This window comes from Streptomyces sp. NPDC058671 (assembly GCF_042716475.1).
Taxonomy (GTDB): Bacteria; Actinomycetota; Actinomycetes; order Streptomycetales; family Streptomycetaceae; genus Streptomyces.
The window spans coordinates 1-18,802 of sequence record NZ_JBHXSA010000031.1 but is presented as its reverse complement, the minus strand read 5'-3'; the positions used below and the strand labels follow the sequence as shown (position 1 = coordinate 18,802).

The 18,802-nt window shown below is 69.8% G+C and carries 15 protein-coding genes and 2 tRNA genes; 3 read left to right on the top strand and 14 right to left on the bottom strand.

The window, feature by feature from the left end; translation table 11 throughout:
- The 7 genes from mrdA to ACFWV2_RS29455 form a co-directional block, all read right to left on the bottom strand.
- Nucleotides 1-2,187, bottom strand: coding sequence for a penicillin-binding protein 2 (gene mrdA / locus ACFWV2_RS29485; RefSeq protein ID WP_384409525.1), 2,187 nt, complete (start codon nucleotides 2,185-2,187; stop codon nucleotides 1-3).
- Nucleotides 2,188-2,206: 19 nt separating this feature from the next.
- Complete coding sequence (gene mreD, locus ACFWV2_RS29480) at nucleotides 2,207-2,875, bottom strand: rod shape-determining protein MreD (protein WP_384409523.1); 669 nt, start codon at nucleotides 2,873-2,875, stop codon at nucleotides 2,207-2,209.
- Nucleotides 2,872-3,897: a rod shape-determining protein MreC gene (mreC, locus tag ACFWV2_RS29475; RefSeq protein WP_384409521.1), complete on the bottom strand. Its 1,026-nt coding sequence runs from the start codon at nucleotides 3,895-3,897 to the stop codon at nucleotides 2,872-2,874. The genes mreD and mreC overlap by 4 nt, the downstream gene beginning before the upstream one ends.
- Nucleotides 3,898-3,958: 61 nt before the next feature.
- A complete protein-coding gene (locus ACFWV2_RS29470; RefSeq protein ID WP_360784278.1) occupies nucleotides 3,959-4,978 on the bottom strand; it encodes a rod shape-determining protein in 1,020 nt (339 codons plus the stop codon).
- A 220-nt stretch (nucleotides 4,979-5,198) separates the two neighbouring features.
- The gene (gene ndk / locus ACFWV2_RS29465) at nucleotides 5,199-5,612 is read right to left on the bottom strand and encodes a nucleoside-diphosphate kinase (protein WP_360784281.1); all 414 of its coding nucleotides are present in this window, start codon (nucleotides 5,610-5,612) and stop codon (nucleotides 5,199-5,201) included.
- A 66-nt stretch (nucleotides 5,613-5,678) separates the two neighbouring features.
- Nucleotides 5,679-6,044 carry a DUF4233 domain-containing protein gene (locus tag ACFWV2_RS29460; RefSeq protein WP_360784284.1) on the bottom strand — a complete coding sequence of 122 codons (366 nt, stop codon included), beginning with the start codon at nucleotides 6,042-6,044 and terminating at the stop codon, nucleotides 5,679-5,681.
- Nucleotides 6,045-6,049: 5 nt separating this feature from the next.
- Nucleotides 6,050-7,549: a bifunctional folylpolyglutamate synthase/dihydrofolate synthase gene (locus ACFWV2_RS29455; RefSeq protein ID WP_384409518.1), complete on the bottom strand. Its 1,500-nt coding sequence runs from the start codon at nucleotides 7,547-7,549 to the stop codon at nucleotides 6,050-6,052.
- 100 nt (nucleotides 7,550-7,649) lie between these two features.
- Between ACFWV2_RS29455 and ACFWV2_RS29450 the strand changes: the two genes are divergently transcribed.
- A complete protein-coding gene (locus ACFWV2_RS29450) occupies nucleotides 7,650-8,678 on the top strand; it encodes a rod shape-determining protein (RefSeq protein WP_384409516.1) in 1,029 nt (342 codons plus the stop codon).
- Between the two features lie 32 nt (nucleotides 8,679-8,710).
- Here ACFWV2_RS29450 and ACFWV2_RS29445 read toward each other — a convergent pair whose 3' ends face one another.
- A complete protein-coding gene (locus ACFWV2_RS29445) occupies nucleotides 8,711-9,853 on the bottom strand; it encodes a sensor histidine kinase (RefSeq protein ID WP_384409514.1) in 1,143 nt (380 codons plus the stop codon).
- A gap of 153 nt (nucleotides 9,854-10,006) precedes the next feature.
- Complete coding sequence (locus ACFWV2_RS29440; RefSeq protein ID WP_384409512.1) at nucleotides 10,007-12,655, bottom strand: valine--tRNA ligase; 2,649 nt, start codon at nucleotides 12,653-12,655, stop codon at nucleotides 10,007-10,009.
- Nucleotides 12,656-12,793: 138 nt separating this feature from the next.
- On the opposite strand from ACFWV2_RS29440, the gene ACFWV2_RS29435 reads away from it, so the two are divergent.
- The gene (locus tag ACFWV2_RS29435) at nucleotides 12,794-13,762 is read left to right on the top strand and encodes a hypothetical protein (RefSeq protein ID WP_384409510.1); all 969 of its coding nucleotides are present in this window, start codon (nucleotides 12,794-12,796) and stop codon (nucleotides 13,760-13,762) included.
- A gap of 71 nt (nucleotides 13,763-13,833) precedes the next feature.
- On the opposite strand, the gene clpX is transcribed toward ACFWV2_RS29435, so the two are convergent.
- From clpX to ACFWV2_RS29410, 5 genes are all read right to left on the bottom strand, one after another.
- The gene (gene clpX / locus ACFWV2_RS29430) at nucleotides 13,834-15,117 is read right to left on the bottom strand and encodes an ATP-dependent Clp protease ATP-binding subunit ClpX (RefSeq protein WP_015033605.1); all 1,284 of its coding nucleotides are present in this window, start codon (nucleotides 15,115-15,117) and stop codon (nucleotides 13,834-13,836) included.
- Between the two features lie 156 nt (nucleotides 15,118-15,273).
- Nucleotides 15,274-15,936: an ATP-dependent Clp protease proteolytic subunit gene (locus ACFWV2_RS29425; protein WP_384409585.1), complete on the bottom strand. Its 663-nt coding sequence runs from the start codon at nucleotides 15,934-15,936 to the stop codon at nucleotides 15,274-15,276.
- Nucleotides 15,937-15,998: 62 nt separating this feature from the next.
- On the bottom strand, nucleotides 15,999-16,616 hold the full coding sequence (locus ACFWV2_RS29420) for an ATP-dependent Clp protease proteolytic subunit (RefSeq protein ID WP_384409508.1): 618 nt from the start codon (nucleotides 16,614-16,616) through the stop codon (nucleotides 15,999-16,001).
- Between the two features lie 241 nt (nucleotides 16,617-16,857).
- Nucleotides 16,858-18,234, bottom strand: coding sequence for a trigger factor (tig, locus tag ACFWV2_RS29415; RefSeq protein ID WP_384409506.1), 1,377 nt, complete (start codon nucleotides 18,232-18,234; stop codon nucleotides 16,858-16,860).
- Between the two features lie 171 nt (nucleotides 18,235-18,405).
- Nucleotides 18,406-18,482, bottom strand: a tRNA-Pro gene (locus ACFWV2_RS29410).
- 133 nt (nucleotides 18,483-18,615) lie between these two features.
- On the opposite strand from ACFWV2_RS29410, the gene ACFWV2_RS29405 reads away from it, so the two are divergent.
- Nucleotides 18,616-18,689 (top strand) — tRNA-Gly (locus ACFWV2_RS29405).
- The last annotated feature ends 113 nt before the right edge of the window (nucleotides 18,690-18,802 follow it).

The following is an 18,802-nucleotide window of genomic DNA, read 5'->3' as shown; positions in this document are numbered from 1 at the left end:
TCAGTCCCTCCAGACGGGCGGCGGGCCCGCGAGCGGGGGCGTTCCGCCGTTCTCGGCGGGGGCGACCAGCTGCGACTTGGGGTCGTACGGCTTGATGTCGGGGGCGTCGATGGTGCCGTCGGCGTTGACCTTGGGGAGGGTCTTCTGCGGCGTGGGGAGCAGGGCCCGCTTGAGGTCCTGCTTGCCGGAGTCGTCGAGGCCGTAGAGGGCGTCGTAGATGTTGCGCACGGCGGGGCCGGAGGCTCCGGAGCCGGTGCCGCCCTGGGAGATGGTCATGACGATCGTGAAGTCGTCGGTGTAGGTCGCGAGCCAGGAGGTGGTCTGCTTGCCGTAGACCTGGGCGGTTCCTGTCTTGGCCCGCATGGGGATCTTGTCCTGCGGCCAGCCGCCGAAGCGCCAGGCCGCGGTGCCGCCGGGTTCGACGACGGAGCGCAGGCCCTTGTCGAGGTCGCGGACGGTCTGGGCGCCGACCGGCAGCCTGCCGTGGGGGGTGGGCTTGATCTCCCGGATCGACTTGCCGTCGGGGCTGATCACGGCCTTGCCGACGGTGGGGTTGTAGAGGGTGCCGCCGTTGCTGATGGCGGCGTAGGCGGTGGCCATCTGGATGGGGGTGACGAGGACGTCTCCCTGGCCGATGGCGAAGTTGATGCTGTCGTACGCCTTCAGCTGGTTGCCTTCGAGGCAGCTCTCGTAGGCGATCTGCTCGACGTACGTGCCGCCCTTCTTGCCCTGCTTGCACCAGGAGTCCTTGTTCGCCTCCCAGAAGTTCTGCTTCCACTTGCGGTCGGGGATCCGGCCGGTGACCTCGTTGGGCAGGTCGATGCCGGTCTCGGAGCCCAGTCCGAAGTCACGGGCGGTCGTGTAGAACCAGTCGTGGGCGTCCTTCTTGGGCTTGATCCCGCCGTCGCGCTGCCACTCCTTGTGGCCGAGGGCGTAGAAGACGGTGTTGCAGGAGAACTTGAGGGCCTCGCCGAGGGTGATGGGGCCGTGGCCCTGGGACTCGAAGTTGGCGAAGCTGCGGCTGCCGAGGCTGTAGGAGCTGCTGCAGTTGTACGTGTCGTTGAAGTCGTAGCCCGCGCGTACGGCGGCGCTCGCCGACACGACCTTGAAGATGGAGCCCGCGGGGGCCTGGCCCTGGATGGCGCGGTTGAGCAGCGGGTAGTTGGAGCCCTTGCTGGTCATCGCCGCGTAGTCCTTGGCGGAGATGCCGCCGACCCAGGCGTTGGGGTCGTAGTCGGGCTGGGAGGCCATCGCGACGACCCGGCCGGTCTTGGTCTCCATGACGACGACGGCGCCGGCGTCGGCCTCGTACTTGCGGCCGGTGATCTTGTCGGTCTCGCCCCGGACGAGTTTCATCGCGGCGTTCAGCTCGTACTCGGCGACGGCCTGGACCCGGGCGTCGATGCTGGTGACGAGGGTCGAGCCGGCCACTCCCGGATCGGACTTGGTCTGGCCCATGACGCGGCCGAGTTTGTCGACCTCGTAGCGGGTCACGCCCGCCTTGCCGCGCAGTTCCTTGTCGTAGGTCCGCTCGATGCCGGAACGGCCGACCTGATCGGAGCGGAGGAACGGCGAGTCGGTGTCCTTGGCCTTCTCGATCTCCCCGTCGGTGACGGGCGAGAGGTAGCCGAGCACCTGCGAGGTGCGGGCCTTGCCGGGGGCAGGGTAGCGGCGGACGGCCGTGGGTTCGGCGGTGATGCCGGGAAAGTCCTCGGAGCTCTCACGGATCGTCAGCGCCTGCTGGGTGGTGGCCTCGTCGGTGACCGGGATCGGCTGGTAGGGCGAACCGTTCCAGCAGGGCTTCGGGGTCTCGGAGTCGCAGAGCCGGATCTTGTTGATGACGTCGTCGGGCTTCATCTCGAGGACGCCGGCGAGCCGGGTGAGGACGGCCTTGCCCCGGTCCTTCATCTTCATCATCTCGGTGCGGGACGCGGAGACCACGAGCCGGGTCTCGTTGTCGGCGAGCGGAACGCCGCGGGCGTCCAGGATCGACCCGCGCACGGCGGGCTGCACGACCTGCTGGACGTGGTTGTTCTTCGCCTCGTCCGTGTACTCCTTGCCGTTGCGGATCTGGAGGTACCAGAGGCGGCCCCCCAGGGTCAGCAGCAGCGAGAAGACGAGGATCTGGATGACGACGAGCCGGATCTGGACCCGGGGGGTCCGTCCAGTCTCGGGGATGTTGCTCATACCGCCGGTGCCCCCTCGGTCACAGTCGCTTGACTCCCTTGATGCGTCCGGCCCGTGAGGCGCGGTTCCGTGCGGCCTTCACCCTCAGGCCGCCGCGCTGGCCGCCGATCGTCAGGCCGGTGCCGGAGGAGAGCCAGCCGGTGGCGACGTCGGTGCCGCTGCCCCCGCCGGCGTCGGCGAGCGGGTCGTTGTCCGCGCGGCGGGCCAGCGCCATGATGAGCGGCACCGTGAACGGCGCGAGGAGCAGGTCGTACACGGTCGCCGTGAACAGCAGGGAGCCCAGGCCGACGTGGCGGGCCGCGGTGTCGCCGACGAGGGCGCCGACGCCCGCGTACAGCAGGGTGGAGCCGACGGCCGCCGCGGCGACGACGGCCATGGGGCCGCTCGCGGAGGTCAGCCGGCCGTTCTCCGGGCGGGCCAGGCCGACGAGGTAGCCGACCACGCAGAGCACGAGGGCGTAGCGGCCGGCGGCGTGGTCGGCGGGCGGGGCGAGGTCGGCGAGGAGGCCGGCGCTGAAGCCGATGAGGGCGCCGCTGACGTGTCCGTAGACGAGGGCGAGGCCGACGACGGTGAGGAGCACCAGGTCGGGGACGGCGCCGGGGAGCTGGAGGCGGGCGAGGACGGAGACCTGGACGACGAGGGCGACCACGATCAGCGTCGCGGAGAGGAGGATGCGGTTGAACTTCACGGTGTCCCGTCCCCCTGGTCCTGGTTCTGCCCCTGCTGGTCCTGCCCCTGCGGGTTCTGTCCCTGGTCCGGCTTCTGACCCTGGTTCTGCTGGTCGGCGTTCGTCTGCCGGCCGTCCGGTGGCGGTGGCGTGACCGTGACGGTGACGGTCGGCGCCGGCTTGGGCTTCGGCGGCAGGACCATGTCGCGCGGATCGGAGCCGGGGGCCTGGACGACGACGCCGACGATGTCGAGCTTGGTGAAGCCGACGTACGGGCGGACGTAGACGTTACGGGTCAGGCCGCCGCCCGCCGGGTCGACGCGGACGATCTCGCCGACCGGCACGCCGGGCACGAAGGGCTTGTCGCCGGCGGAGCCGAAGGTGACGAGCCGGTCGCCAGGCTTCACCTTGGCCTTGCCGTTGAGGAGCTGGACGAGCAGCGGCCGGTCGCCCTGGCCGGTGGCGAAGCCGAGTTCGTCGGTCTTCTCCATCCGGGTGCCGACGGTGAAGTCGGGGTCGTTGGCGAGGAGGACCGTGGACGTCGACGGGCCGACGGTGGTCACGCGGCCGACGAGTCCGGCGCCGTTGAGGACGGTCATGTCCCGTTTCACGCCGTCGCGCGCGCCGATGTCGACGGTGACCGTCCAGGAGAAGCCCTGGGCCGCTCCTATGGCGATGACCTGGGCGCCCTTGATGCCGTACTGTCCGGCGCCCGCGGTCTTGAGGATGGAGTCGAGTTCGCGCAACCGGCTGCGGTTGCGGTCGTCGCTGCCGAGCTCGGCCTTGAGTTCGGCGTTCTCCCGCTCCAGGGCGGCGATCCGGGTGTGCCGCTCGCCGGAGTCCCGGACCGCGCCTATGGCGTTGCCGACGGGGTCGACGGCGGCCGCCACACCGTTCTCGACCGGCCCGAAGACCGCCGCGGCGGCCTGCCGGGCCCCGTCGACGGGTGACTCCTGGCCCCCGCGGATGTCCACCGTGATCAGTGCGAACGCGATGGCGATCAGCAGCACCAGGAGCAGCCGGCTCTCTCGTGTGTCCCTCACGTGCGGCGGCCGTGCCTTTCCTCGTGGTTCGGTTGTTCGGCTGTGCTGTCGTGCGGTGGTGCTAGCGGCGCGGCTGGGCGTCCAGGACCTGCTGGAGTGCCTCGAACTCCTCGACGCACTTGCCCGCGCCGAGCGCCACCGAGTCCAGCGGGTCCTCCGCGATGTGGATCGGCATGCCGGTCTCCCGGCGGAGGCGCTCGTCGAGGCCGCGCAGCAGGGCGCCGCCACCCGTGAGAACGATGCCGCGGTCCATGACGTCACCGGACAGCTCCGGCGGGCACTTGTCGAGGGTGGTCTTCACGGCGTCGACGATCGCGTTGACCGGCTCCTCGATGGCCTTGCGGACCTCGGCGGCGGAGATGACCACGGTCTTGGGGAGACCGGACACGAGGTCACGGCCGCGGATCTCGGTGTGCTCGTCCTGGTCGAGGTCGTACGCGGAGCCGATGGTGATCTTGATCTGTTCGGCGGTGCGCTCACCGAGCAGGAGCGAGTACTCCTTCTTGATGTGCTGGATGATCGCGTTGTCCAGCTCGTCGCCGGCGACCCGGATCGACTGTGCCGTGACGATTCCTCCGAGGGAGATGACGGCGACCTCGGTGGTGCCGCCGCCGATGTCGACCACCATGTTGCCGGTGGCCTCGTGGACCGGGAGGCCCGAGCCGATGGCCGCCGCCATGGGCTCCTCGATGATGTGCACCTGGCGGGCGCCGGCCTGGGAGGAGGCCTCGATGACGGCGCGGCGCTCCACCCCGGTGATGCCGGAGGGGACGCACACGACGACGCGCGGGCGGGCCAGGTAGCGACGCTTGTGGATCTTCAGGATGAAGTAGCGGAGCATACGCTCGGTGATCTCGAAGTCGGCGATGACGCCGTCCTTCAGAGGCCGGACGGCGACGATGTTGCCGGGGGTCCGGCCGATCATCTTCTTCGCCTCCGCGCCGACCGCGAGGATTCCGCCGGTGTTGGTGTTGATCGCGACGACGGACGGCTCGTTCAGAACGATGCCTCGACCCCTCACGTACACCAGCGTGTTGGCGGTCCCGAGGTCGACAGCCATGTCACGGCCGATGAACGACATTGAGTTCCCCTTGTTTCCCATGGCTGAGGGTGGTGCGGCGTGGAGTTTTCCATCGTAGTGCCGCCCGCCCGGATACCGCGCGGTGGTCCACCTCTGGACAGGTGACGGCAGGACGCGGCGATCCGTTCCCGCGATCGACGTTCATATGCCTGGGGGCGACCGAAATTCCTTCGGTCGCCCCACAGGGTCCTACGTTCGGCTGACGCCGGGTCAGCGCCGGTCAGGCGAGACCGGGGAAGAAGATCTTGAGCTCGCGGAGCGCGGACTCCTCCGAGTCGGAGGCGTGGATCAGGTTCTCCCGGACGATCGTCCCGAAATCACCCCGAATGGACCCGGGGGCCGCGGCGATCGGGTCGGTCGGACCGGCCAACTGGCGGACACCCTCGATGACCCGCTCGCCCTCGACGACGAGCGCGACGACGGGACCGGAGGACATGAAGCCCATCAGCGGCTCGTAGAAGGGCTTGCCCTTGTGCTCGCCGTAGTGCTGCTCCAGGGTCTCCTGATCCAGCTCACGCAGCTCCAGGGCCGCCAGGCTCCAGCCGGCCTTGCGCTCGATGCGGCCGATGATCTCGCCGACCAGGCCACGGCGGACGGCGTCGGGCTTGAGCAGGACGAGCGTGCGCTGGCTCACGGGGGAACTCCTTCGGAAAAGCGGTGTGCGGGACCTCCGAGGCTACAGGCCCCCCACGTCCCCCGATCACGCAGCGTCAGGCCCTGCCGAGGCCCCGGCGGTCTGCTGCTCTGCCCAGCCCGCCTTGATCGCGTCGATCCGCCGCCCGTAGTGCACCGAGGCCCACCACAGACCGGCGAAGACCGCGCCGAGGAAGAACATGGTCGGCACGACGAAGCCGCTGAGGACCAGGCCGATCTGCAGGGCCCAGCCGAGCTGCACCCCGCCGGGACGGGTGACCATCCCGCACAGCAGCACCGAGACGACCATCGCGACACCGCAGACCCACCACACGGTGGACATCGCGAGGCTGTCGTCCTTCATGGCGACGAGCCCGGCGAAACCGATCACGAAGAACTCGCCGATCAGCGTCGACGAACAGAGCGTACGCATCCGATTCAGCCCCTTCGCAGCAGCAGCCGGGCGTCGCCGACCGTGAAGATCGAACCCGTCACCAGGACACCCGCGCCACCGTACTCGGCCTCTTCCTCCGCGAGGGTGATGGCCGCCTCGATCGCGTCGGGCAGCCGCGGCTCGACGACGACCCGGTCCTCACCGAAGACCTCGACCGCGATCGCGGCGAGCGCGTCCACGTCCGTGGCCCGCGGGTTGGAGTTCGCGGTGATCACGACCTCCGCGAAGATCGGCTCGAAGGCCTCGAGCAGACCCCTGGCGTCCTTGTCGCCGCTCGTCGAGACCACACCGACGAGCCGCGAGAAGCCGAAGGCCTCGCTGACGCCCTCCGCCGTCGCCCGCGCGCCGTGCGGGTTGTGCGCGGCGTCCAGGAGCACCGTCGGGGAGGTGCGCACGATCTCCAGCCGCCCCGGCGAGGCGACCCGGGCGAAGGCCGTGCGGACCGTGTCGGGGTCAAGCGTCCTGGCGTGGTCGGCGCCGATGCCGAAGAAGGCCTCGACCGCCGCGAGGGCCACCACCGCGTTGTGCGCCTGGTACGCGCCGTGCAGCGGCAGGAACACGTCGGTGTACTCGCCGCCGAGGCCGCGCAGGGTGAGGAGCTGGCCGCCGACCGCGACCTCGCGGGAGACGATGCCGAACTCCATGCCCTCGCGGGCGACGGTGGCGTCCGCCTCGACGGCCTTCTTGAGCAGGACCTGCGCCGCGTCCACCGGCTGCTGGGCCATGATCACGGTCGCGCCCGGCTTGACGATCCCGGACTTCTCGCCCGCGATCTCGGCGGTCGTCCCGCCGAGCCGGTCGGTGTGGTCCAGGTCGATGGGGGTGACGACGGCGACGGAGGCGTCGATGACGTTCGTCGCGTCCCACGTGCCGCCCATGCCGACCTCGACGACGGCCACGTCGACCGGGGCGTCCGCGAAGGCCGCGTACGCCATTCCGGTGAGGACCTCGAAGAAGGAGAGCCGGTACTCCTCGCGGGCGTCGACCAGCTCCACGTACGGCTTGACGTCCTGGTACGTCTCGATGAACCGCTCGGCGGAGATCGGGGCGCCGTCCAGGCTGATGCGCTCGGTGATGGTCTGCACGTGCGGCGAGGTGTACCGGCCGGTGCGCAGGTCGAAGGCGCCGAGCAGGGCCTCGATCATGCGGGCCGTGGACGTCTTGCCGTTGGTGCCGGTGATGTGGATCGAGGGGTACGCGCGCTGCGGCTCGCCGAGGATGTCCATCAGGGCCGCGATCCGGGTGACCGAGGGCTCCAGCTTGGTCTCGCCCCAGCGGGTGGACAGCTCGGTCTCGACCTCGCGCAGCGCCTTGTCCAGCTCCGGGTCCTCGGGGCGGCCGGGCACGGGGTCGCCCGGGGGCGTACCTCCCTGCGTGCGCAGGGTGCGGCTGCCGGCCTCGATCACCGCCAGGTCGGGGTCACGGTGGGTCTCGGCGTCGACGATGTCGTCGAACTGGTCACTCGGGTCGCTCGGCTCACTCACGGGTCCAGTCTACGGAGGGGTACCGACAGGACCATGGACCCACCCCTTTCGGGACCTTCGGTCCACCGTCCGCGCGACCGGCCCGGCAAACTTGGCGATCATGGACATAGGGATCGACCTCGGCACGGCCAACACGCTCCTCTACGCACGCGGCCGGGGCATCGTGCTCAACGAACCGTCCGTGGTGGCGGTCCAGGAGGGCTCTCGGCACGCGCTCGCGGTCGGCACGGAGGCCAAGGAGACCATAGGCCGCACGCCCGGTTCGATCACCGCGATCCGGCCCCTGCGGGACGGCGTGATCAGCGACTTCGAGGCGGCGGAGGAGATGATCCGGCACTTCGTCCGCAAGGCCGTCCCGGGCCGGCGCAGGCCCCGCACCCGGATGGTGGTCTGCGTCCCGAGCGGCGTGACCCAGGTGGAGCGGCGGGCGATCGTGCACGCCTCGCTGTCGGCGGGAGCGCGGGCGGTGCATCTCATCGAGGAGCCGATGGCGGCGGCGATCGGCGCCGGGCTCCCGGTCTCCTCCCCGCGCGGGTCGATGGTCGTCGACATCGGCGGCGGCACGACCGAGGTGGCCGTCATCTCGCTGGGCGGGATCGTCACGTCCCGGTCGCTGCGGGTGGGCGGGGACCGCATGGACGCGGCCGTCACCGACTTCGTCCGCAAGCAGCACTCGCTCTTCATCGGCGAGCGGACCGCCGAGGACGTCAAGGTCGCGATCGGCACGGCCTGGCCGGTGCCGGGCGGCGAGGACCTGGAGCGGCGGACCTTCACCGTCCGGGGCCGGGAAAGGGTCAGCGGGCTCCCCCGGACGGTGGAACTGACGGTGCCGGAGGTGCGGGAGGCGCTCGACGAACCGGTGGAGGCGATCATCTCGGCGGTACGGGCCACCCTGGAGGAGTGCCCGCCCGAGCTGTCCGGCGACGTGATGGAACACGGCATCGTGCTGACCGGCGGCGGGGCGCTGCTGCCCGCCCTGGACCTGCGGATGGCGTCGGCGACGGGCATCCCTGTCTTCGTCGCGGAGGACCCGCTGGACTGCGTGGCGCTGGGGTCGGGGCGGTGCGTGGAGGACTTCGACGGGCTCCAGCGGGTGCTGGGGAGGGCGGAGTCGGCCCGCGGCCGGTGAGCGCCGCGTCCGGCGGCGCCCGTCGACCGTCCTCAGTGGTTCGGGCCCATGGGGAGGAGCGCCGTCACCGCGTACCCGCCGTCCTCCCGGCGCGCCGTGAGCGTGCCGCCCATGCTGGTGACCCGCTCCTCCATGGAGAACAGGCCGGTGCCGGTCGAGACGGGGGCCGGATCCGGCGGGGACTTCGGCAGCGGGTTGCGCACCTCGATCCGGAGGCCGGCGCCCTCCACGGTGATCGCGACCGTCACCGGCAGGCCGGGAGCGTGCTTGGCCGCGTTCGTCAGACACTCCTGCACGACCCGGTGGACGGCCGCCTGCCGCAGCGGCGACAGCGCCTTGGCCTCCTGGGCGACCGTCAGTTCCACGCGGCTGCCCATCCGCTCGCTCTCGCCCGCGAGGGCCGCGAGCTGGTCGAGGCCGGGGGTGCCCGCGTCCTCCCGGTCGGCGCGCCGCACGATCGTCTCGTTGAGCATGAGGTGGGCGCGCCGGGCGGTGTCCGCGAGCTCCTCGAAGTCCTTCTGGTGCGCCTCTCCCCTGGCCCGTACGGCGAGGACCTCCGCCCGTACCGCCAGGACGGTGAGCTCGCGGCCGACCAGGTCGTGGACGTCCCGGCCGACGGAGATCCGCTCCTCCTGGACGGCCTGCCGGGCGGCGGCCTCGCGTCGCTGGGCCTCCAGGGCGCGGACGAGGTCCTGGCGGTACGCGGCGATGCCGACGCCGGCCGCGAGGACCCCGATCGGGACGACCAGGCTCAGGAAGTCGCTGAGGGTCTCGCCGTGCCGGGCGGGCCAGCCGGGCGTGTGGAACAGGGCGTAGGCCACGCCGACGTACAGCAGGGTCGCGACGACGGCGGAGCGACGCCCCCGGTAGCGGCCGATGGAGTACAGGGCGAACTGGACCATCGTCAGCTCGTGCAGCCGGCCGAGGAGCCCGAGGGCCACCAGGTACGGGAGCCACGGCAGCCGGCGTCGGAGCACGAGTGTGGCCGCCCCGGCCGCGAGGACCAGGGTCGCGGTGACCCCGGTGAGGGGGTTGTCGGCGCGGGCGAGCCCCGGCACGTCCAGGCACATGAGGCCGAAGGCGCTGAGCGCGGCGACGACGTCGAGGGCGCGGGGCGAGACCGCCCACCGGTCCACGTGACGGCGCAGCGCGGGGACGGTGGGGAGGCGGGGCATGCCTTCCATCATCCAAGGTCCTTCGTCCCGACGCCGAGGACCTGAAGTCCCGTCTGTTGTGACGTCGGGCACTTCGCCCCCAAGGGCCGGAACCCGGACATACGGGAAGGGGCCGGGAACCGATCTTCGGTTCCCGGCCCCTTCCCGTACGGATCAGGCCTGCGGCAGGGTCGCCAGCTGGGCCTCGATGCGGGCGATGTCCTCGTCCGCCTTGGCGAGGCGGGTTCGGATCTTCTCGACCACGTTGTCCGGGGCCTTGGCGAGGAAGGCCTCGTTGCCGAGCTTCCCGTTGGCCTGGGCCTTCTCCTTCTCGGCGGCCGCGAGGTCCTTCGTGAGGCGCTTGCGCTCGGCCTCCACGTCGATCGTGCCCGACAGGTCGAGCGCGACGGTGGCGCCGGCGACCGGCAGGGAGGCGGTGGCGGCGAAGCCGTCGCCCTCCGGCTGGAGGCGCAGGATCTGGCGGATGGCCCCCTCGTGCGCGGCGAGCGGGGTGCCGTCGAGGGCGAGGCGGGCGGGCACCTTCTGGGCGTCCTGGAGGCCCTGGTCCTTGCGGAAGCGGCGGACCTCGGTGATGACCCGCTGGACCAGCGCGATCTCCTGCTCGGCGGCGGTGTCACGGAAGCCGCCCGGGGCGTCAGCCCCAGGAACGAACACAGCCTTCGGCCAGTCGGCGATGACCACGGACTCGCCGCCGGTCAGCGTGGTCCACAGCGTCTCGGTGACGAACGGGACGACCGGGTGGAGCAGGCGCAGCATGACGTCGAGGACCTCGCCGAGGACCCGGCCGGAGACCCGGGCACCCTCGCCGCCGGCGAAGAACGTGGTCTTCGACAGCTCGACGTACCAGTCGAAGACCTCGTCCCACGCGAAGTGGTAGAGGGCGTCCGACAGCTTCGAGAACTGGTAGTCGTCGTAGAAGGCGTCGACTTCGGCGACCGTCTTGTTGAGCCGCGACAGGATCCAGCGGTCGGTCGCCGACATCTCCGAGGCGTCGGGCAGCGGGCCCTCGACCGTGGCGCCGTTCATCAGCGCGAAGCGCGTGGCGTTCCAGATCTTGTTGGCGAACTTGCTGGAGGCCTGGACCCAGTCCTCGCCGATCGGGACGTCGACACCCGGGTTCGCGCCACGGGCCAGGGTGAAGCGGACCGCGTCGGAACCGTAGGTGTCCATCCAGTCCAGCGGGTTGACCACGTTGCCGAAGGACTTCGACATCTTCTTGCCGTTCTGGTCACGGACCATGCCGTGCAGGGCGATGGTGTGGAACGGCGGGGTGCCGTCCATCGCGTACAGACCGAACATCATCATCCGGGCGACCCAGAAGAAGAGGATGTCGTAGCCGGTGACCAGGACGGAGTTCGGATAGAACTTCTCGAGGCTCTCGGTCCGCTCCGGCCAGCCGAGCGTGGAGAACGGCCACAGGCCGGAGGAGAACCAGGTGTCCAGGACGTCCGTGTCCTGGTGCCAGCCCTCGCCCGTCGGCGGCTGCTCGTCCGGTCCGACGCAGACGACCTCGCCGTTCGGGCCGTACCAGACGGGGATGCGGTGGCCCCACCACAGCTGGCGCGAGATGCACCAGTCGTGCAGGTTGTCGACCCAGTCGAAGTACCGCTTCTCCATCTCCTGCGGGTGGATCTTGACCTTGCCGTCACGGACGGCGTCACCCGCGGCCTGCGCGAGCGGGCCGACCTTGACCCACCACTGCATCGACAGACGCGGCTCGATGGTGGTCTTGCACCGCGAGCAGTGGCCGACGGAGTGGGTGTACGGCCGCTTCTCGGCGACGATCCGGCCCTCGGCGCGCAGCGCGGCGACGATGGCGGAGCGGGCCTCCATGCGGTCCAGGCCCTGGAAGGGTCCGTGGACGGTGATGACCGCGCGCTCGTCCATGACGGCGAGGTTCGGCAGGTTGTGGCGCTGGCCGATCTCGAAGTCGTTGGGGTCGTGGGCCGGGGTCACCTTGACGGCGCCGGTGCCGAATTCGGGGTCGACGTGGGTGTCGGCGACGACCGGGATCGTACGGTCCGTCAGCGGCAGCTTGATCTGCTTGCCGATCAGGTGCCGGTACCGCTCGTCGTCGGGGTGGACCGCGACGGCCGTGTCGCCGAGCATCGTCTCGGCCCGGGTGGTGGCGACGACCAGGGAGTCGTCGCCCTCGCCGTACCGGATGGAGACGAGCTCGCCGTCGTCGTCCTGGTACTCGACCTCGATGTCCGAGATGGCCGTCAGACAGCGGGGGCACCAGTTGATGATGCGCTCGGCGCGGTAGATCAGCTCGTCGTCGTAGAGCTTCTTGAAGATGGTCTGGACGGCCTGGGACAGGCCCTCGTCCATGGTGAAGCGCTCACGGGACCAGGCGACGCCGTCACCGAGGCGCTTCATCTGGCCGGAGATCTGACCGCCGGACTCGGCCTTCCACTGCCAGACGCGCTCGACGAACGCCTCGCGGCCCAGATCGTGGCGGGACTTGCCCTCCTTGGCGAGCTCGCGCTCGACGACGTTCTGGGTGGCGATGCCGGCGTGGTCCATGCCCGGCTGCCACAGCGTCTCGAAGCCCTGCATGCGCTTGCGGCGGGTGAGGGCGTCGATCAGGGTGTGCTCGAAGGCGTGGCCCAGGTGGAGCGAACCGGTGACGTTCGGCGGGGGGATGACGATCGTGTACGGCGGCTTGTCGCTCTTCGCGTCGGCCTCGAAGTACCCGCGCTCCACCCAGCGCTCGTACAGCGGCCCCTCTACCTCGGCCGGCGCGTACTGGGTCGGCAGTTCGGTGATGGGCGCTGTCTGCTGCTGAGTGTTCTCGGTCACGGGCCCAGTTTAGGGGTGTCGCCGCCCTGTCCTGAAACGCTTTGGTTCGGTAACGGTGTGGGCCCCGCCGCACTTCCCGGTCAGCGGTTCCGCCAGGATGTTCGGGAGGCATAAACATCCTGTGAGGGGAACCTGTCGATGAGCTACAACCAGCCCGGCCCGTACGGCGGCCAGCCGCCCCAGCAGCCCGGCCCCTACGGCCAGCCGGGTCCGTACGGCCAGCAGCCGCAGCAGCCGGGCCCGTACGGCCAGCCGCCGCAGGCTCCGCAGCCGGGCTACGGCTACCCCCAGCAGGCCCCGCAGGGCGTCCCGCCGCAAGGCCCGGGGGGACAGCCTCCCTACGGTTACCCGCAGCAGCCCGGCCCGTACGGCCAGCAGCCGCAGTACGGCGCACCCCAGGGCCCCGGCGGCTACGTCCCCCACCCGCCGGCTCCGAAGAAGTCCAAGGCGGGCTGGATCATCGGCGCGGTCGCGGTCGTGGCGGCGCTCGGCGTGGGCGCGTACTTCGTGTTCGGCGGTGGCGCCGGCTCCTCCGTCGCGGACGACGGCCCGCACAAGCTGGTCACTCCGGAGACGGTGCTCACCGAGTACAAGAAGGGTGCCGACAACGGCAGGGCGAGCGGCGACGACTCCCTCAAGGAGGCCCAGCAGAAGGGCGTCAAGAACGCCCAGCAGGTCCGCGCCGCCTATGAGGTGAAGGACAAGGCCAATCCCCTCGCGGGCAAGTACATCTCCTTCAACGGTCTCTACGGCGAGATCGACGACCCGGAGCAGGTCGTCGACGACGTGTTCGCCAGTGCCAAGGCGGAGTCCGACAAGGACGCGGGCAAGGCGGACGCGCCGCAGCTGCTCGGCAGCCCGCAGGAGTACAAGCCGGCCGAGCTCGACGGCGCGGTCCTCAAGTGCCAGCAGGCGCAGGGCAAGGCGAACGCCTCCCAGGGCGTGCCCGCCTTCACCGTGACGATGTGCGTGTGGGCCGACCACAGCACGGTCGGCTTCGTGGTCCCGACCGACGCGTCCGCCCTGCTCTCGGGCAAGCCCGGTTCCGCCGAGGACGCCGCAGCCCTCACCGCCAAGCTCCGCAAGGAAGTCCGCGTCAAGCTCTGACGGCCCACCGGACATGACTGAGGGGGTCCCGCCTTCGGGCGGGACCCCCTCGTTTCATGCCGCTTCCGGCGTCACGCCGACTTCTCGTGCCTGCCGTCGTTCTTCACGATCCGGGGCACCAGCGTCGGGTTGACGTTGTTGCGCACGACGTCCGCCGTGATGACGACCCGGGCCACGTCCTTGCGGGACGGGACCTCGTACATCACCGACTGGAGGACCTCCTCCATGATGGCCCGCAGGCCACGCGCGCCGGTGCCGCGGAGGATGGCCTGGTCGGCGATGGCCTCCAGGGCGGGGCGGTCGAAGTCCAGCTCCACGCCGTCGAGTTCGAAGAGGCGCTGGTACTGCTTCACCAGTGCGTTCCGCGGCTCGACCAGGATCTGGAGGAGCGCCTCGCGGTCCAGGTTGTGCACGGAGGTGAGGACGGGGAGACGGCCGATGAACTCGGGGATCATCCCGAACTTCACCAGGTCCTCCGGCATGACCTCCTGGAACTGGTCGCTCGCCTCGATCTCGCGCTTGGAGCGGATGGTCGCCCCGAAGCCGATGCCCTTGGCGCCCGCCCGCGACTCGATGATCTTCTCCAGGCCGGCGAAGGCGCCGCCCACGATGAAGAGCACGTTCGTCGTGTCGATCTGGATGAACTCCTGGTGCGGGTGCTTGCGTCCGCCCTGCGGCGGGACCGAGGCCGTCGTCCCCTCGAGGATCTTCAGCAGGGCCTGCTGCACGCCCTCGCCCGACACATCGCGGGTGATCGACGGGTTTTCGCTCTTCCGGGCGACCTTGTCGATCTCGTCGATGTAGATGATCCCGGTCTCGGCCTTCTTGACGTCGTAGTCGGCGGCCTGGATCAGCTTCAGCAGGATGTTCTCGACGTCCTCGCCGACATAGCCGGCCTCCGTCAGCGCCGTCGCGTCGGCGATGGCGAACGGGACGTTGAGCATGCGGGCCAGGGTCTGCGCGAGCAGCGTCTTCCCGGAGCCCGTGGGGCCGAGGAGCAGAATGTTGGACTTCGCCAGTTCGATGGCGTCGTCCCGGCCCTGCGCGCCGCCGTTCTCACCGGCCTGGACGCGCTTGTAGTGGTTGTACACCGCGACCGACAGGGCTTTCTTCGCGGGCTCCTGCCCGACGACGTACCCCTCGAGGAACTCGTAGATCTCGCGGGGCTTGGGGAGTTCCTCCCAGCGCACCTCGCTCGTCTCCGCGAGTTCTTCCTCGATGATCTCGTTGCAGAGGTCGATGCACTCGTCGCAGATGTACACACCGGGTCCTGCGATGAGCTTCTTCACCTGCTTCTGGCTCTTTCCGCAGAACGAGCACTTGAGCAGGTCGCCGCCATCACCGATGCGTGCCACGAGGTGCTTCCCCTTCGCCTGGGAGCGCCTGGTTCAGCGACTCCTGGTGCCTCATATTCGACGGTACCTTGCCGGGCCCCCCGTTCGGGCCCCCCTTGGCACGGTTCACATGGTCGCGATTCGGCCACATGGTCCGTGCCAGGGGAAGGTCGGGCGTCAGTGTGCCGCGGAGGACGTGCTCTTACGGGTCGAGACGATCTGGTCGACGAGGCCGTACGCGAGGGCGTCCTCGGCCGTCAGGATCTTGTCGCGCTCGATGTCGTCGCGGATCTTCTCGATCGGCGTCGAGGAGTGCTTGGCCAGCATCTCCTCCAGCTGGCTGCGCATGCGCAGGATCTCCCGGGCCGCGATCTCCAGGTCGGAGAGCTGCTCACGGCCGGTGCCGCCGGACGGCTGGTGGATCAGCACACGGGCGTTCGGCAGGGCCATCCGCTTGCCGGGCGTACCGGCGGCGAGCAGCACGGCCGCGGCGGAGGCCGCCTGGCCCATGCAGACCGTCTGGATGTCCGGCTTCACGAACTGCATCGTGTCGTAGATGGCGGTCAGCGCGGTGAAGGAGCCACCGGGGCTGTTGATGTAGATCGAGATGTCGCGGTCCGGGTCCATCGACTCCAGGCACAGCAGCTGCGCCATGACGTCGTTGGCGGAGGCGTCGTCGATCTGCACGCCGAGGAAGATCACGCGCTCCTCGAACAGCTTCGCGTAGGGGTCGTACTCGCGGATGCCCTGCGAGGTGCGCTCCACGAATCGCGGCACGACGTAACGGTTGTCCATCGGCGCGCCGGTGTAGAGGCCGCTCGCGGAGAGGTTGTTCTGCATCTGGGTGTTCACCGTCCTGGTGGCCTTCGGTGGGCTGGGGCTCTTGAGCGGACTGCCGGGGCTCAGGCGCCCGTGCCGCCGCCGCCGGGAACACCCGCGGCGTGCGTGATGATGTCGTCGATGAGGCCGTAGTCCTTGGCCTCTTCCGCGGTGAACCAGCGGTCGCGGTCGCCGTCGCGGATGATCGTCTCGACGGTCTGGCCGGAGTGGTGCGCGGTGATCTCGGCCATGCGCTTCTTCGTACGGAGGAGGTACTCGGCCTGGATCTTGATGTCGGAGGCGGTGCCGCCGATGCCGGCGGAGCCCTGGTGCATCAGGATGTCGGTGTTCGGCAGCGCGAAGCGCTTGCCGCGGGCGCCGCCGGTGAGCAGGAACTGGCCCATCGAGGCGGCCATGCCCATACCGATGGTCACGACGTCGTTGGGGATGTACTGCATGGTGTCGTAGACGGCCATGCCGGCCGTCACCGAGCCACCGGGGCTGTTGATGTACAGGAAGATGTCCTTGTCCGGGTCGGCGGCCAGGAGGAGCATCTGCGCGGTGATCTTGTTGGCGATGTCGTCGTCGACCTGCTGGCCGAGGAAGATGATGCGCTCGCCGAGCAGCCGGTTGTAGACATGGTCGCCGAGGCCGCCACCGATGGACGGCTCACCCGCGGCGTGAGGCTTCAGATTCGTCACGTATCCACCTGCTCGTCTCCGACGGCCGGGGGGCCGTCTCAGCGTCTCGTTCCGAGGGCACTGCCCTCGTATTCATGGACCCTAACGCGCAGGTGGGACAACGCCATCCCGGTTCCCGAACTGTTCGCTGGGAGCGCAAGGTAGTTGGGGGCGCGCAACGGGTCCTCGTACGCCCACGGGCCCGTACGCACAGGGGTGCGTACGGGCCCGTGGAACAGGGTCCGCGCGGGGCGGGGAGCCCTTACTTGTCCTCGGAGACCTCGGCCTCGTCGGCACCGGTCCCGGCGGCGGCCTCGACCTCGTCCTCGTCGTCCGAGAGGTCGACGACCTCACCGTTGCTGTCGACGACCTTCGCGGCCTCGACGACGACCGCGAGGGCCTTGCCGCGGGCGACCTCGCCGACGAGCATCGGCACCTGGCCGCCCTCGGCCACGGCCTGGGCGAACTGGTCGGGGCTCATGCCGGAGGAGGCGGCACGGCGGAACAGGTGCTCGGTGAGCTCCTCGCGGGAGACGTCCAGCTTCTCCCGGTTGACGAGCTCGTCGAGGATGAACTGCGTCTTGATGCCCTTCTCGGCCTGCTCCTTGGTCTCGGCCAGGAACTCCTCCTCGGTCTTGCCCTGGAGCTCCAGGTACTTGCCGAGGTCGAGGCCCATCTGGCCGAGCTGGTGGTGCTCCAGGTTGTGCTTGCGGGTGTTGATCTCGTCCTCGAGAAGCTTCTCGGGCATCGGGACCTCGACCAGCTTGAGGAGCTCGTCGAGGACGCGCTCCTGGGCCTGGGTGGCCTGGTCGAACTGCTTCATGTTCTCGAGGCGCTTGCGGCTGTCGGCCTTGAGCTCGTCGAGGGTGTCGAACTCCGACGCCAGCTGCGCGAAGTCGTCGTCCAGCTCGGGGAGCTCACGGGCGGCGACGGTGGTGACCTTGACGGTGACCTCCGCGTCCTTGCCCTCGGCGGAGCCGCCCTTCAGCTGCGAGGTGAAGGTGGCCTCGCCACCGGCCTCCAGGCCCTTGACAGCCTCGTCGATGCCGTCGAGCAGCTCGCCCGAGCCGATGGTGTACGAGACACCGTCGGCGACACCGTCGGGGAGGACCTCGCCGTCGACCTTGGCCTGCAGGTCGATGGTGACGACGTCGCCGTCCTGGGCGGCGCGCTCGACCGGGGAGGTCGAGGCGAAGCGCTCGCGGAGCTGCTCCACGGACTTCTCGACGTCCTCGTCGGTGACCTCGACCGCGTCGACGGTGACCTCGATGCCGGAGTAGTCCGGGATCTCGATCGTCGGGCGGATGTCGACCTCGGCGGTGAAGGCCAGCAGTTCGCCGTCCTTCAGCTCGGTGATGTCGACCTCGGGCTGGCCCAGCGGGTTGACCTCGGCCTCGTTCACGGCCTCGGTGTAGAACTTCGGGAGCGCGTCGTTGACGGCCTCTTCCAGCACGGCGCCGCGGCCGAACCGCTGGTCGATCACGCGAGCCGGGATCTTGCCCTTACGGAAGCCCTTGACCGTGACCTGCTGGTTGATCTTCTTGTACGCCGCGTCGAGGCTGTCCTTGAGCTCCTCGAAGGGCACCTCGACAGTGAGCCGAACCCGAGTCGGGTTCAGGGTCTCCACGGCGCTCTTCACGGTTCGGTCTCCTTGTGGCTGATTCCTGGAATCCACCGGCGCCGCGTGTGGCGGTTCCGGCGGGTCGGCCCGGTCAGAAAGACACACGGGCACGCAGCTTGCATAGTAACCGCAAGCGGGATGACGCCCACAACGTGATCAAGAGCGCGCGAGGTGAGCGCGTGATCGTCATGGTCGGGGTGGCGGGATTTGAACCCACGGCCTTCCGCTCCCAAAGCGGACGCGCTACCAAGCTGCGCCACACCCCGTCGGTGCGACACGTAGGGTACATGGACGGGGACTGTGCGGCGCCCCCTCTTTTTCCGGGTGTGCGCGAACGGCCCTCGAACCGCTACCATGCTCTTCGTGCCGCGGTCCTGGTGACCTGCGGCGCGATGCTGTGCGGGTGTAGCTCAATGGTAGAGCACTAGTCTTCCAAACTAGCTACGCGGGTTCGATTCCCGTCACCCGCTCCACGAGCTCCGGCCCGGCCCCGGCCCAGGCGGCCGAGAGTGCCGTTGATCTCCTCCACCCGGGTGGGGGTGAGGTCGCCGGGCGTCAGGTCGACGGTGCCGTCGATGTCCGTGGA